A 16590-nucleotide genomic window follows, 5' to 3' on the forward strand; every position below is an offset into this window, starting at 1 on the left:
TACAACCAGCGCCGACCACATCAGTCATTGGACTATCAGACTCCTGCTGAAGTGTATTTCACAGGAAGTAGCCGTTGAAGAACAGGGGGGACACACCTTCAAGACACCTTCTCCAGTGTCTTGACTTTGGGGTCCATCTTACCGCATTTCAGTGCCATCGTGAATAAGACCTCGAAATCGCAGCCTTCTATGCTATGATGAGGACAATCCTGGAAACCCTAAAGGAGGGACAATGCACTATCTCGTTGCACACCCGTGGGAAGGATCCTCGATACCAGGCGAGGTCTGCTGAGATACCTCAACGTATAAGAGAAGCACAGCAAGGTCGCTAGCTCTGATGCGAGGAAGGAGGGTTCTGAGAGGCTAGCAGCGAACATGATCGTGGCTCCTGGTACTGTCAAGATGAGCATCCTGGCACTCCTGGTTTGGCAAATCCGCACTGGACGGAAGGCCAAAGAAGCGCCAGGAGAGGAAGTGAGACACGGATGAAGGCCCTGTGTGGACACGCTCATGAGCCGGAGGCGGCGCTCTGGTTCCTGTTATTGCTGGGATTGGGAAGCCGCGTGGTGGTCGCCTTGCTGACGGCTGGCGCTGACTTTGACATCACCTCCTATCATATCCAGGCGCAGAGTGTGCTGGCGCACCGGAACGTCTACACAGTCACAGACCGCTATCCCTATCCGCCGGTGTGGATCTGGCTGGTAGCGTTGGCGCAATGGACGACCACGATGACGGGTCTCCCCTTCGTCTGGCTGGTGAAACTCCCCGGCATACTGGGCGATGGGTTAATCGTGGCCCTGCTCTACCGCGCCAAAGGCCGCAGAGCTGCGCTGTTTTATGCGCTCAATCCTGTTTCCATTCTGATTACGGCTGGGCATGGGCAGTTTGATGGATTGGTGATGGCGCTCGTGGTGGTCACCTGGGTGCTGTGGAACACACGACAGGATCAGGGTCGGTTATGGGCAGCCCTGGCATTGGGCGGAGCCATCGCACTCAAAGGCTATCCAGTCCTGCTGCTGCCCGCGCTGCTTCTGGGCGCTGCTTCTGGGAAGCAGCGCGGAGCGATCATAGGTCTGGCGCTTACCCCCTTGCTCGCCTGTGTGTTGGTCTACACCGTTTGCTTTGGACTCCAGCCAGCCATGATCACACACGTGCTGGGCTATCAAAGCCCTCCAATGCTCGGCTGGTCGCTGTATCTCCATAGTCCTCTGCCGTCCATCTGGCCTTCCCAACTTACACCGGGGCTGCTGCTCCTGGCGCTCTTCTTGCCCCCGATTACTCGCGTCATGATCCTCTGCTTGCCAGTGGCGCTGGCGCTACGCCAAGCGACCTGGACACTCGAAAATCTCTGGTTGGCAACGCTCCTGGGGTTCTATAGCCTGGCGCCTGGTCTCTCGCCCCAATACCTGCTCTGGAGCATACCGCTGCTCGCGCTGATGGATCTCAAGCAGGGAATCCTCTGGAGCGGGTTTGCGACGCCCACCCTCGTGTTCCTCTATCTGGCGAATTTCCCCGGAGCTGTACCAGGGGGACTCGCCCTGGTGGAGGCGACTCCCATCTCTCTCTGGGTGTTGGGCTATAGGGCAACCAATCTGGCCTGGTGGCTCTCGTGTCTTTGGCTCTGGCACGTCCTGTTCCGACAGGGCGCAAAGCCGTCTACTAGGAGCAAACGGCATAGGTCCACGCCGCGAGAAGTGCCCGTGCTGTATGGTAGCCCCTAAGCTCGACCTTGTACAATTCCTTCGAGTTGGTAACTTTCCCCTGGTTCCATCTCCAGCGTATAGAACGCTGCTGGGATATAGGCAAGCATCTTGAGCAAATTGCAGCTTCCAACCGCTCCATACCTCCAGGTGGGCAATTTGGCATCGCACATGCGTTGAACAAGAGCATGAGCAATAGAGGTGCTCCGGGCGAGCGTTCATCCCCCTGATGCCCGACGTTCTGCTCGGTTATTGATCACATCGCTGCCTCCTGGTCTGTCTCTATACTTCCTGGGGATGGCAGAAAGACTGGGTGATGCAGCTCTTGAGGAGGTAGATATGCTTCAGCCGACCTTGGGGGATCTTACGAATTTTCTCCTTATTCGCCTGCAAGGCGGAGGATCAGACTTACAGGTACTGGTATTGACCATTCAGTTTGGCAATTTGCCTGCGCTCTCGTTGGATCTGTTGGGAATCCTGCTCGTACTCGGTATCTCTGTGGTGGCTGCGGTCCTCGTTGGCTTCCTGACGCATGGGCCGACTGTCATTGACCTCGTCGGAACGTTTCTGTGGGCCTTGCTGGGGATCAGCGTCTTTATCCTGCTGATACCATTCGTCTGGAATGGGGATCTGCTTGTTCATGGGTTGCCTCTGTTCGCCGCGCTGATAGGGGCTTTCGTCGCCCTGTTGATCCGTCAACTCCTATCAGGTGGGTTCCGCCGCCGCAGGCCAGTAGTTGCTGGTGAATGAAGAAGCTGGAACAATAGGAGCTTCTCTGCTGTGTATAGACCGTGGTCAGTCGGCACAGAGCGGGATCTCTGGCAGGGGCACGTCCATGCCTGAGACTTCACGTCTATTCCAGAGTCTTTTTATTGGAGGGCAGGTCATGCTAGACCAGCAACCACAAAAAGTGCAGGCGCACGCCTAACCTTCCTCCTTAGCAGCAGGTATCTGGCTCCTTGTGTTGAAGCACTCTTCCTACCATCTCTGCAATCCATTTACTGCTCCTGGAAGGAGGTTCGTGATGGCCCTGACCCTGGCAAATTTGTTTTTCTTTAGTCTGAATATTGGGGGTTCTGGAGTCAAGTTCCTGGTGGTGACTCTCCAGATTGGCGATGCGCCACCAATCCAATATGACCTGCTTCAGCTCCTGCTGATTCTGGGCATCTCCATTGTGGCCGCCGTCCTGCTGGAGCGACTGCTCTGGCGTGGAACCCCTGGCGGGTTGTTGGGCGCCTTTGTGATCTCGCTCATCGGCATCTGGGTGTTCATCACCTTCATCCCACTCGTCTGGAGGGGAGATTACTACATCGATGGGATTCCATTGATTACTGCGCTCACCGGCGCCATCCTCTCGCTGCTGGTCGTGCATCTGTTGTTCGGCTTCTGGCGACACGAAGGACCACGTCGGCGGTATGTCTCCAGAGCCTAGGGCAGCCCACAGGTGCAAGAGGCTGGGCAGGGAGGCATCTCGCAGCCCCTTGCACCTGGACGTGAATGATAGCCTGAACCGCCTACGCTCCTCCCTACCGGTACGGGTGAGTAAAGGCGTCGGCGCTTGCTGGGATACATCCAGCACCGCCTGAACCTGCTCCTGCCAGACTCGGTAGGGGAGCACCTTCGCTAAACGGAATGGATCTCCGCCGCGCAAGACTTTTATGAAGAACAAAGAATCAAGTGATTCGCGTGGCAATTCCTCCCCAGCGGGGATTCCTTGCTCGCATCTGTTGAATCAGGCGGGCATCATACAAACACGTTCTCTATTTTAGGCCGGAGCGGGCACTTGCCGCTGTTGTTGGATGCGGAACTGTTTGACTAATCCCTCCAGGTAGGGGCCATCCAGGAGCATAAGGCCGTGCTGTTTGGCTAGCGCCCTGGCGGGATACGTATACGTGGAGGTGGTGACGAAAATGCCAACCTGGGCATGATGGTGGACACGCATCATACCAATAAACTTCTGAATTTCTGGCGAGCCAACAGGACGATGTGGAGCATAGCGCTTACATTGGACAACAGCCCGGGATCCTTGAGGCGTATGACAGGTGATATCAGCAGCTAAATCCCCACCGCCGCCCGTATGGTGTACATGACGATAGCCCCTGGTACGCAAAAGTTCGACGGTAATCAGTTCAAATTGCGTTGGGGTGAGCCGGATGAGGTCATTGAGCGTGCTTACGCGATCTCGCCAATGCTCCTTGTGCCGTATGCGCCGCCGGAACAGTACTACAGCCGTTACAGTGCCAACGAGCAAACATGCTCCGAGAAGGGCCGCCAGCCGCCAGTAATGTGCCGCGATGAGATAGACCAGCAGCACCAGCATAAACAGGTCAAGTATCAGGCTCATGTGAAGGGATAACGGCTCTTTCTTGCGTTTTCTGCGTCTGCTCATGACGGCCTCCCTTTCTCTTTTTTCTTTCCCTTCTGAGGCCATTATCAGCCGTTTGTAGCTCGATGTCAGTGAACTAGGTGACACTTTGGAGCGCATGGCGGCGTCCATCGAGAACTATTGTGGTCGTCTGAGCAACTCAGATAGATCAATGAGAAGAGCAGCGCAAAGGTGGCAATGATCGCGGCCTAAACCTCCTGAACTTTAGCCTGGAGAGCGGCTCAGTAGTGAACTGGTTTTTCAATCCACGATACGTATATGGTCCCCCAGCATCAGTCGCCGGTAGGGGTACTGGCATGGTGGCCCATCGGCAATATCAAGCGTACCAGCGGTCAGATCAAAAATGAGTGAAGCGATAGACTCGTCTTGTTGATCGGGTGGCAGATCCGTCTGGACGTGCAAGCAGATAGAATTGGGCGCGGTGGCATGGTCGCTAAGGATGCTGCGCAACCGGGCTTCGTCAATCGGCGGCTCCTCTGCCAGCAAGGTGGCACGCTGCGAGCGTGCCAGTGTCTCCGGCTGGTCACGAACATAGCGATCATGCAAGGCAAGCTCTCCATCCAGGCAATGATTGGCATGAGCCAGCACACCGCGCGTGGGCGAGAGCACTTGTCTCCCGAACGGCGTTGCCTCCACATCGGCCAGATGCCCGCCGCGATCAGCGATCAGGTGATTGCAAGAGGTCTGGCGTTTGGCCGCGCCAATCAGCGCAATGGCCTCATCCACTCCATGCGCCTCTTCGAGTACGCGCCGCAAAATGATGTGCATGGGCACAGCAGCCTGGCCGGTATCGAGGTCGGACGTGAGCAGGTTCACACACATGGCAAAGCCGCTGGCATTGACGCCGATTTTGCCGACCATTCCGGCTTCGGTCAGCGTCAGCACGTCCGGCCCGTCATCGCGCCGGATGGCCCACAGCACCAGCGCGCCCGCCAGCGGTGGCTTCCAATCCCAGTTTTGGGCCAGGCGCATATGTCCGTCGCTGGAAGCCTCAGGCGTGACGCCAAGAGAGGTGCATTCGCCAAACGGCACACCATACATCAGTTCTGTCCGGCTGTTGATAGCCACGATCTCGCGCAGGTCATGGCCTGCGCCTTCGGCAATGCCGCGCATCTCCTCCAGCAAATGCGGCGCATACGCTCTGATGAGTGGGATGAAGCGTTCGGCAGTGTTGAGCACTCCGGCGTGGTCCAGCCCGGCGCGCGCCTTGAAAAGCTCTCGATACGCAGAGACCGTTTGGTTCACACGCTGTGCCTGCGCGCGCCCCAGATGAAGCCCGCGCGCATAGGGCACACCTTCGCTCACGACGAGTGGAATCTGGCGATCTGGCATGGTGTTTCTCCTTTTCTTTGCTGGTGTGTTGGTTGACCTCTTCTCGATCCGCCGCGCGGGATGGGTTTCCTGCAACGCCAGAGCCGTACCTCCTGCCCATGCAGGTCTGGTCGAGTTCTCTCGTCCTCTGGCGAACACCAAGAAATCCTCGGCTTCGATGTGGACCTGACCAGTTTGCCCCAGCCAGCGGCGGAGATACTGTCAGGAACGCGTCAGTTGCCGGATTGCTTTTTAAAATAGGGCAACACTTCCTGTGCCAGCAACTCGACAGTCGTAAGGTCCGTGACATCCCGCACTCCGAGCATAAAGGAATCTATCCCCAGATCGATATAGGCCTGGATCTGTTCGACTAGCTGCCCAGGCGTTCCCAGCAACCCTGCCCCCGAAAGGCGCGCCGCTTCCTCACTGGATGAGACACAGGTACAGCGTCCAAACCAGCTCCGGCGCAACTGTGTGGGATCGCGCCCCTCCTGCTGGCACGCCTGCTCGAAGACCTGCACCCTCTGCCGATACTCCTCTGGCTTGGCCCAGGCAATATTCCAGTTATCGGCGTAGCGCGCCACCAGGCGCAGCATGCGCGGTCCCTTACCGCCGATCACGATGGGCGGCAGTGGGGCTGGTTTTGGCTCACAATAGGCGCCGCTGACCGCATAATGGTGTCCCTGGAAGGTGGCCTGCTTCTCGGTCCAGAGCGCCTTCACAATCTGTAGCGTCTCCTCAAGCTGCTCCGTTCGCGCATGGGCCGTGGGGAAGGGATAATTGTAGGCCCGGTATTCCTCCTCGTGCCAGCCAGCGCCAATCCCCAGCAGGAAACGCCCCTGACTCAAATAGTGCAGGGTTGCCGCCATCTTCGCCAGCAGCGCAGGATTCCGAAACGACTGGCACAGCACCATATGCCCCACCTGGAACTGCGGGTATTGGGCCGCGAGATAGGTCAGCGTCGTCCACCCTTCGAGCACGGGCGACTCTCCAAATTGCACATGGTCAACGCACCAGAGCGAGTCGATTTGCTCGCCCACCAGTTCGACCTGTCGCCGGGAGATCTCGAGGAACTGTTCGGAAGGCATCCCGCCTGGAGGGCCAGCGTTGAACACCCAGCCAAATTGAATCTCTGCCATGAATGGCTCCTTTCTCAAAACGCGCTGGCTTATCCCTGGCTTCCATCCCCTCCCGAAAGGCGCAGTGGCTGGAGAGCAAGACTCCTGCGCGACGCCATTTTAGCACACCTCTACCGTGCACTCAAACAGAGTTGGTGCTGTCCGTGCAATAGAGCCTATATAGCACTTTTGATACTATCCCGGTCTCACGGCTTTTCTGCGTGCCGGAGACGCAGCCTGCTGTTCCCTATGGTAGTATATATGCGGGCTGTACTCCCACCATGGAGTTCTCTCGCACATCCCGTATCCTCGCCAGGCTATGCACGCTCTTCTAGAGCACTTCTTCGAGGGACGAGTTTCTACACTGAAAGGAGCCATCGCCTATGAACCAGAGTCGAACGGTGCTGGTGGTAGGGGCGCACTCGGCAGACTTTGTGTGGCGAGCCGCCGGGGTAATCGCCACCGTGACGGCGCGTGGAGGCAAAGCGAGCGTCGTCGCGCTTTCCTATGGAGAGCGGGGCGAGTCGGGTGACCTGTGGAAAGAACCTGGGCAAACCATCGAACAGGTCAAACGCATCCGCCACGCAGAAGCCACACGGGCAGCCGAGGTCATTGGAGCGACGTTCCAATGCTTCGATCTGGGCGATTACCCGCTCCAGGTTGATGCACAGGCGATGGCGCGACTCACCAATCTTATCCGTGAGCTGGCCCCAAACGTGATCATCACTCATACCGAGCGCGATCCGTTCAATCCCGATCACCCGGTCGCCTCTGCGGTCGTCCAGCGCGCCAGTATTCTTGCCAGTGGGTCAGGAGTAGCCAGCGGCTTTCCCACCATCAAACCTGCCGAATTGTTCCTCTTTGAACCGCACCAACCGGAACACTGCGGATTCATTCCCACCACCTTCGTTGACATCACCGCCGTATTTTCGCTCAAGCAACAAGCAATGGAGGTCATAGCCGCGCAGAGCTACCTGCATCAGTACCAAACCGAGGTCGCAAAGTATCGTGCGAACCATGCTCGCCGCATCTCTGGGCGCACTGATATTCTCTATGCTGAAGCTTTCCAGCGCGTCACTCCCCAGGTGATAGAGACGCTCTAGCCAGTTCTCGAAAGGAGGAGCAGTTTCCTCCCGATCACTCTCCAGGTGATGGGAGTCCACTGCCAGGATCGCATGAACGAGAGCGATAGAAACGAATTGGCCCAGCATGGAGTAGCTACCGTCTACGAAGCCGCCGGACGCACCGGGCTTCTTGATATTCCCCTGATGCAACTTCTACCCGGAAGCCGCGTAGCAGGCGCAGCCCGCACGGTTCGTTGTGGGCAGGGAGATAACTTAATGGTGCATGCGGTGCTGGATCAGGTCCAGCCAGGAGAAGTCCTCGTCTTGACCATGCCAGAACCGGAACCTGTTGCATTGATCGGAGAATTGCTGGCACGACAAGCCCTGGTGCGCCAGGTAGCTGGCATCCTGGTAGACGCAGCCGTCCGCGATACGGAGGAGTTGCAAACGCTTGGCTTACCCATCTGGGCACGCTGGATTCGCGTGCGCGGAGCAACCAAAACCAGCGTTGGAACGATCAACGAGCCGGTTCTGGTAGGAGGCGCCACCATTGCTCCGGGCGATCTGGTGCTTCTGGATGCCGATGGGGCTGTCGCTCTCCCAGCCACCAGAGCATCCCTCATTCTGGAGGCGGCGCGTGAGCGTACGCGCCACGAAGCCGCGCTGCGCGCACAACTGCAAGCGGGGGCACTTACCTACGACCTCTCTGGCCTCCGGGCAGTCGTCGAGGAGGGTAAGCGGAACTCATAGGACAGACCGCAGAAATGCCGCGACAACCAGGAAGGAGTATATGATGGCACAACTGGTTTTCGGGATGGGCATGTCCCATAGTCCGATGGTGACGCTGCATGATTCCTGGTGGGCAGAGTGGGCAGCTCAGGATTCGACCCTGGCGATCCTGTACGATAGCGAAGGGCAACTGACGACCTATACGGAACTCGCCGAACGAGCAGGAAACCGCTATGCCCAACAAGCCATTCCCCAACACTGGAAGGAGCAGCACATTGCCGTGCGACGTGCGGTCGAGAGCCTTGCCAGCGATGTTGCCGCAGCGAAGCTAGATGTCCTCGTTATCGTAGGAGATGATCAGTTGGAACTGTTTACCCTCGCGAATATGCCTGCGCTCGCCATCTTCTATGGGGACAAGATCAGAAGCGGGCTTTGGACATCGCGCTTTGCTACGTACCAAAGGCAAGGCCAGCCGCCTACCGCCCCGCCGAGCCTGGAACTCCAACGCGCCGTAGTGGAAAGCTACGCAATGGATACCCATCACGAGTTTGCCAGCGCCCCGGCCTTCGCAAAAGGGTTGCTCGAACGCCTGATCGAGTATGGCTTCGATGTAGCGGGACTAGGAGAAATCCCTATGACCGATGAGTCGGCTGGCATCGGGCATGCGTATGGGGCTATCGTCACACAGGTCATGAGAGAACAGCCGATTCCTATGGTTCCGGTATTGGTGAATACGTATTTTCCGCCGAACCGGCCAACGCCATCTCGCTGCTATGACCTCGGACTCGCATTGCGGCGGGCGATTGAGGCCAGCCCGGCTAACCTGCGCGTGGGTATCGCGGCTTCGGGCGGCTTGAGCCATTTCGTCACCGACGAGCGGCTTGATCGCCATCTGTTCGCAGCCCTGCGCAAAGGCTCCGAGGACCAGTTGCGTGCTCTCCCTGAGAACCTGCTCAATGCTGGCAGTTCGGAGATTCGCAACTGGATTACTGTCTCGGCTGCCTGTACACACCTGAAACTGGCCTGGGACGAATACATACCTGTCTACCGCACGTTCGTTGGAACTGGATGTGGGTTGGGCTTTGCCTGCTGGTCTTGAAAGGAGAAGCACCGTCGGCTTAATGCTGCACCCTGCTGGCATGCTGATAGCCCTGCTCAGCTTGCGATCTCCTGGTTCTGTTGAGGTGATGGCTGCGGTGTCGCCGCTCTTGGGAGCGCCTGATCCGCTGGCAGGAGGCGTCCCTCTTGCCAGGTAGAGATGAAAGCCCCCTCGCCAAGCTGATCACGAACAGCGGCGACAGCAACATCATAGTCGGCTCGTTCAACAGGGTGCAGTGGTGCGCCAAGCGCTTCACGCAGCGCTTCGGCCATTCCCCAGAGCCGCGCCGCCTGGGCAGGATCGCCTTGCGCAGCTATCACACGCGCCAGCCCTTCCAATCCAGTGGCAATCAACTCTCTCTGGCCCAACTCTCTCGCCAGGGTCAGGCTTTCTTCATAGAGCGTGCGGGCCAGGGTCAGATCTTCCCGTGCAATCTCCACTTTTCCCAACAGAGCGTGCGCTTCCGCTATCCCCTCTCGATACCCTAACTCTCTGTAGAGGAGCAGGCCCTCTTCCATCCGCGAACGTGCCGTGGCAACATCTCCCTGTTTGAGTGCCACCGACCCGAGCAACAGAGAAGAGACGGCCATCCCTTCCTTGTCGCCTACTTCCCGGTCAAGCGAAAGCCCTTGCGCGAGCAAAGGGTACACCATCACCTGATCACCCTGAGAAACAAAAAGCGCGGCTGCCATCTGGGTTAGAGAGGCGGCTATCCCCCGCTTGTTGTCTAGCTTTCTGAAGAGTGCCAAACCTTCCTCAAACGCAGCAGATGCCCTGCTGTACTCTCCCTGCTTGATGTTGAGCAATCCGAGCGCAAAGAGCGACCAGGCGATACGATCTGGGTTCCCAAGCTCTCTATACAGGGCCAGGTCTTCTTCCATCAGAACCCGCGCGGTTGGGAAATCGGCCTTTCGCCAGGCAGCAATGCCAAGCCGATTGAGCGCGAGGGCGATGCCTCGTTTGTCTCCCAGTTCCCGAAACAGAGCCAGGCTTTCCTGGGCCAGCGTCTTGCCCCGATCATAGTCGCTCTGCATGAAGGAGAGTCGCGCGGCGGCAAGCAGTGCCCTCGCACGCACAGATGGCGCCACTCCTGCGCTTTCTAAGAGTGCCCGCTCTAAGAATGTCAACCCCTCACTGCGGTAGCCGCGCACCACCCAGAAACGCTCCAACGCCGAGCAGAGGCGTAAGGCCATGACTGCCTGGCCCGCTTCCAAAAACCAGTGCAATGCCGCCCGCAAATTGTCATGCTCCTGCTCCAGACGCTCCAGCCAGGAAGTGAGCAGTGGTCCATCCAGCGCAGGCACGGCCTCCTCTGCCACCAGTAAAAAGTGATCAGCATGGGCCTGACGGGCATCAGGTGCTTCCCCGCAGCTTGCGAGCAATTCCTGCCCATACTCGCGGATCGTTTCCAGCATCAGGAGGCGTGGCTCCTCCCTGTCTTCCCCCGTTTGCTCGATGGATCGCAGTAAACTTTTATCAATGAGCGAGGCTATGTCATCCATCTCGTCGCCAGTTCCGGCGCAAACAGCTTCGGCGGCCTGGAAGGTGCAGCCACCTACAAACACCGAGAGCCAGCGGAAGAGTCGTTGTTCCTGAGCATTGAGCAGGTGGTAGCTCCAGGAGATGGTATTGCGCAGCGTCTGCTGTCGTGTCGGCACATCCCGCGCCCCACCTGTTAGCAAAGTCAGGAGTCGCCCCATGCGCGCGAGCAGAGCCTGCGGAGACAGCAGTTTCATGCGTGCCGCTGCTAACTCAATTGCCAGTGGCAACCCATCCAGACGAACGCAGATCTCCGCGACCTCCCTGGCGTTGGCCGTCGTCAAACGGAACTCGGGCTTGATAGCCTGCACCCGCTGCACAAAGAGCGCGACAGAGGAGAAGTGTGCGAGTGCCGCCAGCCGGGGAAGATGTGCCGGATCGGGCAACGCCAGCGGTGGAACTGCGAACTCGTGCTCCGCACGCACATGCAGCACCTCCCGGCTTGTCACCAGCACCTTGAGTCGCGGGCACAACGCAAGGATCTCCGCCACCTGTTCTGCTGCTCCAACCACCTGTTCAAAGTTGTCCAGCAGCAGCAATACGGGCCTCCTTTGCAGCGTTTCCGCCACGCGCGCCGCTAGAGTCTGTCCCGCCCCATCCCGAATGCCAAGCGCCTGCGCGATGGTAGGCAGGACCAGCATGGGGTCGGTGATCGAAGCGAGCGAGACAAAAAAAACGCCTCCCATGAACACATCTCGAAGCCCTGCTGCCACCTGGAGCGACAGGCGGCTTTTGCCCGTGCCACCCGGTCCTGTTAAAGTCACCAGCCGCACATCCTCGCGGCGCAAGAGCTTCTCGATCTGCGCCACCTCATCCTCTCGCCCAACGAGCGCAGTTGGCGGCACAGGGAGCGTGTCAGCATGACCACCCTGCGTCTTGAGAGGAGGAAAATCGGCAGGCAGTCCAGCAATCACCACCTGATAGAGACGCATCGCTTGCTCGAAATCCTTGAGGCGATGTTCCCCAAGATCACGCAGGCTTCCCCCCTCTGCTGCGTCGTGCGCAACCAGATCGCGGGTCGTCTGGGAGAGCAGCACCTGCCCTCCATGAGCGGCGCTCATAATGCGTGCGGCACAGTGGACATCCAGGCCCACATACCCTTCGGTCATGCGAGAAGGTTCACCGGTATGCAGCCCCATGCGTACGCGCACCGCCACACCTTGAGGCCAGGAATAGGTGGCGAGTGCGCGCTGTGCAGCCACAGCAGCAGAGAGCGCATCACTGGCGCGAGCAAAGACAGCAAAAATGGCATCCCCCTGCGTATCAACCTCGTGCCCTCGCTGTCCCTGGAAAGCACTTCGCAGCAGGGCACGGCACGAGGCCAACAGCTCGCCGTAGCCATCACCGAGCTGATGGAGCAGTTGTGTCGAACCTTCAATATCCGTAAAAAGGAGTGTGATCGTGCCTGTCGGCAAATCACGCACACCGCACCTCCTCGCATCTCGCAAGACGTGAATCGCTCGCTGTACTCTCACCAAATCGTTTAGAACACTCATCTGGACAGATCTATTGTACTGTAATTTTAAGCTGATGTCCCCTGGCAGCAGCCTGGCCTGGGGTGGAGCAGGTGATGAGACACTCTGCCTGGAGTTGAGGCGAGATCGGCATCTCCCTTTTCTGGATCGGCTGCATCGAACACCTCGTCAGTTATCCCTAAAGAAAAAAGAGCGGCAAGAATATGTAGGCAAGATGCCAACCGATCGTCGAGATGAGCAATCCTGTCAAGACGCCTTTTTCCCAGAGTACGCAGGCGGCTGAAGAGCAAACAAAGCACAGCGAAGGCGACTTCTGCTCCGTAGACCGCGACAGCAAAGCCAGGGATGAACGTGAGGACCACGAGCACGGTGCTTGTGGGGAACCTCACCAGTCCGACCAGGGCGAGCGGCAGAGGAATGATACCTACTATCACGCCAGCCCAATACACCAGCCAGGAAAAAGCGCGCGCTTTTGAGTGAATTTTCATTCGCCAAGTCCTCTCTTTAGACACAGCGCCTTCTGCTCGTCTAACCACTGCTCGGCCAAGCTCCGCGCCAGCGCCAGCAGCAAGGAGCCTCAAGCCGCCCGGAATGTACCTGCGGCAGAGGTGCGCTCCAATTGTGGCGCCGTCTGGCCGCACGCGCTCCCCCGAGAGGGGCGAGTATTGACTACCCGATAGCTTGCGTCAACGTTGCGACTCCGAGGACAATGGCTCCTGGGCGCTCGTCGTGGCTGGCTTGGTGAATGCTGCCTCCAGAGCGGCAGCTTCCTCTGCTCGTCCCTGGACGGAGAGGAGGTGGGCGTAGCGGGTGCGGGTCTCTCGGGCATGAGGATGATCTCGTCCCAAGTGCTGTTCTTGGATCGCCAGCGCCTGCTGGTAGAAGGTGAGGGCCTGGTCTGGCTGGCGCTGGAGTTCATGTAAGAGCGCATACCCATATAGACTTTCCGCTGTTTCGAGATGATGCGCTCCGCGCTGTTGCTGGCGAATGAGAAGCGCGCGCTGGTAGAGCGGCTCGGCTTGCTCGTAGTGACCCTGCTCGCGATAGAGGTCCGCCAATCCGCTCAAGGGGAAGGCGACCTCCGGGTGAGTGCTTCCCAGTGCCTGTTCCCGAATCTCGAGCGCGCGCTGGTAGAGAGGCTCGGCTTCAGCATACTTCCCTTGCTCGCGATAGAGGCCAGCCAGGCTGTCGAGGGCGTAGGCCACTTCAGGGTGTTCTGGACCGAACATCTGCTCCTGCAGGAGCAGCGCCTGCTGCAAGAGCGGCTCGGCCTCGGCATAGCGCCCTTGCATCGTATAGAGGACTGCCAGATTGTTGAGGACCGGGGCGAGCAAGGAATTGTTGTCATCGGGCGGCTGCTCGCAGAGCTGGCGCGCGCGCTGGAAGAGCGGCTCAGCCTGCTGGAAATGGCCTTGCTCAGCATAGAGGATCGCCAGATTGTCGAGGACGAGGGGCATCTCGGGATAGTCGCCACTCCCTGCCTGTTCCCAGAGCTGGAGCGCACGCTTGAAGAGCGGCTCAGCCTCGGCGTAGCGCCCTTGCGCGCGGTAGAGTTCGGCCAGTCCGCTCAAGGGGAGGGCGACCTGGGGATCAGAGTTTCCCAGCGCCTGCTCGTATATTTGTAGGGCGCGCTGATAGAGTGGCTCGGACTCCGCGTACTCTGCGCGCTGGTACAAATAGTCTGCTGTTTTGGTCAGTAACGGAGCCAACTCCAGACTGGCCGTCTGCGAGGCAGTGGCATTTGCCAGAGTGAGGACATGGGGCAAGAGGCGGCCACAGGCGTCCCAATGTCCCCAGAACTGATGACTGACGTCAGGAAAGACACTGTTGAGTGCGGCGCTGCCACGCTCGATCCACTGCTCGCGCTCCTCTGGGGTCATGGCATCCTGCAGCACCGCCTGCACCAGGCGGTGGATCCAGAGGGTGTGTTCGCGGCTGTTGCGCCGGACCAACGAGTAGCGTTGAATGACCGCCAGCGCCTGGTTGAATACCAGCGAGTTCGTCTCAAGGACAGCAAGTTGCGGTCCCAGGTGAGCGGCGCCTTGCAGGAAGAGCTCTTCGGGAATGGCATCGGGATGCAGCCAGGCACACAATCGCAGCAGATCAGCCGCCAGCGCGCTCTGCTGCTCTACCTGAGCAAAAGAGAGCGACCAAGTAGTCGCCACGGAGTCGGGATGGTCGGTCAGCACGCCTCCGCGGCGCCGTAGGAGCTCCATCCGATGACTTCGGAAGAGGTCCAAATACTGCTGGAGGCCACACTGGGTCTCCTCCAGATAAGCTCCCGCCTGGTCCAGCGCCAGGGGCAATCCACCAAGCTCCTCTGAAAGCTGGATTGCCACTTGCCAATCGGTCTGCTCAGCCTGGGCCAGGGGCGCATCGAGGGCGAGCAGCCCTGCTCGACGCAGCAGCAACAGCGGGCCGGTGTCCAGGTCCAGCGGCTCGACCTCCAGGCGGCTAGCCAGTCCACCCAGGGCCTGGGCGCGTGTTGTGAGCAGAAGATGCCCCTGGAGCGGAGCCGGGAGAACCTCTGGTAAGAAGGCGAACTCATCCGCATTATCCAGGATCAAGAGCCAGTTGGGATGCTGGCTGAACCAGCCCTTGACGGCATTTACGATGACAGCTTGATCTCCTTCCTCTCGCTCTGGCAGGGACAGCGTCTGGGCAATCTCGACAAAGCCGACCACCAGCGCATCCCGACTCTCGGCACGCGCCCAAAAGATCGCCTGATAGTCCTGGGCGTGGCGATAGGCATACTCAAGGGCCACCTGGGTTTTGCCTACCCCGCCCAGGCCACTGAGCGCGGGTGGTTGCGCCAGCGCCATCGTCTGCCCCGCGTGCAACTGGCGGTGTAACCGGGCGAGGAGGTCTTCTCGTCCTAGAAAAAACGGGTTGCGTGGGTAGGGAAGGGTTAATAGGTGGGGAGCAGCAGGCACGGAAGGTCCAGCGGAGGCAGGCGTACCTCCTGCCTCCCGTTGGATGCGCGCCGCCTCGCGCAGGCGTTCTTGTTTGGAGGAGTCCAATCCGCTGGTGGTGAGCGCCGCCAGTAAACGGGCAACGGTATCGGGATAGGGCTTCAGGCGCGCCCCGCGTTCGAGGGCACTGATAGCATTGGGACTGATCCCCGCCGCCTCCGCGAGCTGGAGTTGGCTGAGTCCAGCGTCTTGCCGATAAGCTCTGAGCAAGGCGCCAAAGGGTGGGGGGGGCGTAGACGCCATGCGGTTCTCCCTTTCCATGCGCGGCCACACGTTCTCCCGAACGCAGCCTCTTCCTCCAGGCCCCTAGCATAGCAAAAAAGCCGCAGGAGCACAAGAGGTCAGCGTCTATGTGGGAAGTGTGGGGGGAGTGTGGGGGGAGTGTGGGGGGAGTGTGTGTAGACTGCCAGGCGCGGCGGCTCTATCCTGGATATGGAAGCAAGAAATGCGTTATCTGGCGCATCCACTGCACCTGCGTCCAATGGGGACGGTGGCAGTACGCACCACACCGAGAAAGGAGCTGTCATAAACATGACGCTTGTCGGAGCTAATCTTCCCCTGATGCAACAGCTGATCCATAGGTTATCCCAGGCCGAAGAAAGACTCGGCCCTCTCCTGGATGACACCTATACAGCAGGCTCTCAGTTTCTCGAAACCTTCACATCGCCCCAGAAGCCGCAGTTGGAGCAGGAATTCAACCAGTTGATTACCGACCTGCGGGGAGCGCGAAACTATAATTACCGCCTGCTCACCTTTTTGCAGATATTATTCCGCTACCTACAAGAAGCAGAACACGTGCAGCAGGCTGCAGACGCTGCGGAGTGATGCAAAAGAAAGGCCGATTTCGAGTATGTCAAACGTTTTCTTAGCTGATCTTGCCGCGCTGCAAAACCTGATTGCCAGGTTCCGATATGGCATTGACGAGTTGGAACACATCGATGGCGCACTCAACGCAGCCTATTATCCGTTTCTCGAAACCTTTCACTCATCTCACAGGCCGCGGGTGGAAGAAGCCTTCCAGCAGTTGGAACACTACATCCATGAGGCCACGGGGCTAGAACAGAGCCTTCTCTACGGTTTTGAGACGCTGCTTACCGACCTGCAAACCAGGCAGGGAAAGACGATCTAAGCCGCGAATAGCTTGCCAATAAGTAGGGGAAAGGAATAAGATCGTGGCGGAGGCCATGAGCAGCGCAA

The 16590-nt window shown here is 58.8% G+C and carries 13 protein-coding genes; 8 read left to right on the top strand and 5 right to left on the bottom strand.

Translation table 11 applies throughout. The annotated features are described in order from the left end of the window. Positions 1-485: 485 nt before the first annotated feature. From VH599_12120 to VH599_12130, 3 genes are all read left to right on the top strand, one after another. The gene (locus VH599_12120; protein HEY7349049.1) at positions 486-1721 is read left to right on the top strand and encodes a hypothetical protein; all 1236 of its coding nucleotides are present in this window, start codon (positions 486-488) and stop codon (positions 1719-1721) included. Positions 1722-2039: 318 nt separating this feature from the next. Continuing rightward, a complete protein-coding gene (locus tag VH599_12125) occupies positions 2040-2450 on the top strand; it encodes a hypothetical protein (GenBank protein ID HEY7349050.1) in 411 nt (136 codons plus the stop codon). Between the two features lie 274 nt (positions 2451-2724). After that, positions 2725-3132, top strand: a complete 408-nt coding sequence (locus VH599_12130) for a hypothetical protein (GenBank protein HEY7349051.1) — start codon at positions 2725-2727, stop codon at positions 3130-3132. A 333-nt stretch (positions 3133-3465) separates the two neighbouring features. Here the strand turns inward: VH599_12130 and VH599_12135 are convergent, their stop codons facing one another. From VH599_12135 to VH599_12145, 3 genes are all read right to left on the bottom strand, one after another. After that, positions 3466-4089, bottom strand: coding sequence for a restriction endonuclease (locus VH599_12135; protein HEY7349052.1), 624 nt, complete (start codon positions 4087-4089; stop codon positions 3466-3468). A gap of 237 nt (positions 4090-4326) precedes the next feature. After that, positions 4327-5418: a C45 family peptidase gene (locus VH599_12140; protein HEY7349053.1), complete on the bottom strand. Its 1092-nt coding sequence runs from the start codon at positions 5416-5418 to the stop codon at positions 4327-4329. 212 nt (positions 5419-5630) lie between these two features. Next, positions 5631-6536, bottom strand: a complete 906-nt coding sequence (locus VH599_12145; GenBank protein ID HEY7349054.1) for an LLM class flavin-dependent oxidoreductase — start codon at positions 6534-6536, stop codon at positions 5631-5633. Between the two features lie 362 nt (positions 6537-6898). On the opposite strand from VH599_12145, the gene VH599_12150 reads away from it, so the two are divergent. From VH599_12150 to VH599_12160, 3 genes are all read left to right on the top strand, one after another. Then, a complete protein-coding gene (locus tag VH599_12150; GenBank protein HEY7349055.1) occupies positions 6899-7618 on the top strand; it encodes a PIG-L deacetylase family protein in 720 nt (239 codons plus the stop codon). Positions 7619-7690: 72 nt separating this feature from the next. Continuing rightward, positions 7691-8329, top strand: coding sequence for a 4-carboxy-4-hydroxy-2-oxoadipate aldolase/oxaloacetate decarboxylase (locus VH599_12155; GenBank protein HEY7349056.1), 639 nt, complete (start codon positions 7691-7693; stop codon positions 8327-8329). 43 nt (positions 8330-8372) lie between these two features. Then, the gene (locus VH599_12160) at positions 8373-9407 is read left to right on the top strand and encodes a hypothetical protein (protein HEY7349057.1); all 1035 of its coding nucleotides are present in this window, start codon (positions 8373-8375) and stop codon (positions 9405-9407) included. A 56-nt stretch (positions 9408-9463) separates the two neighbouring features. Here VH599_12160 and VH599_12165 read toward each other — a convergent pair whose 3' ends face one another. Both VH599_12165 and fxsT read right to left on the bottom strand, forming a co-directional pair. After that, positions 9464-12370, bottom strand: coding sequence for a tetratricopeptide repeat protein (locus tag VH599_12165; GenBank protein ID HEY7349058.1), 2907 nt, complete (start codon positions 12368-12370; stop codon positions 9464-9466). A gap of 737 nt (positions 12371-13107) precedes the next feature. Continuing rightward, complete coding sequence (fxsT, locus tag VH599_12170) at positions 13108-15636, bottom strand: FxSxx-COOH system tetratricopeptide repeat protein (protein HEY7349059.1); 2529 nt, start codon at positions 15634-15636, stop codon at positions 13108-13110. Between the two features lie 288 nt (positions 15637-15924). Here fxsT and VH599_12175 point away from each other — a divergent pair, with 288 nt between their 5' ends. Both VH599_12175 and VH599_12180 read left to right on the top strand, forming a co-directional pair. After that, positions 15925-16218 (top strand): hypothetical protein, encoded by a 294-nt coding sequence (locus VH599_12175; protein ID HEY7349060.1) that lies wholly within the window; start codon positions 15925-15927, stop codon positions 16216-16218. A 25-nt stretch (positions 16219-16243) separates the two neighbouring features. Continuing rightward, on the top strand, positions 16244-16522 hold the full coding sequence (locus tag VH599_12180) for a hypothetical protein (GenBank protein HEY7349061.1): 279 nt from the start codon (positions 16244-16246) through the stop codon (positions 16520-16522). The last annotated feature ends 68 nt before the right edge of the window (positions 16523-16590 follow it).

It is taken from the genome of Ktedonobacterales bacterium (genome assembly GCA_036557285.1).
In the GTDB taxonomy this organism is placed as follows: domain Bacteria; phylum Chloroflexota; class Ktedonobacteria; order Ktedonobacterales; family DATBGS01; genus DATBHW01.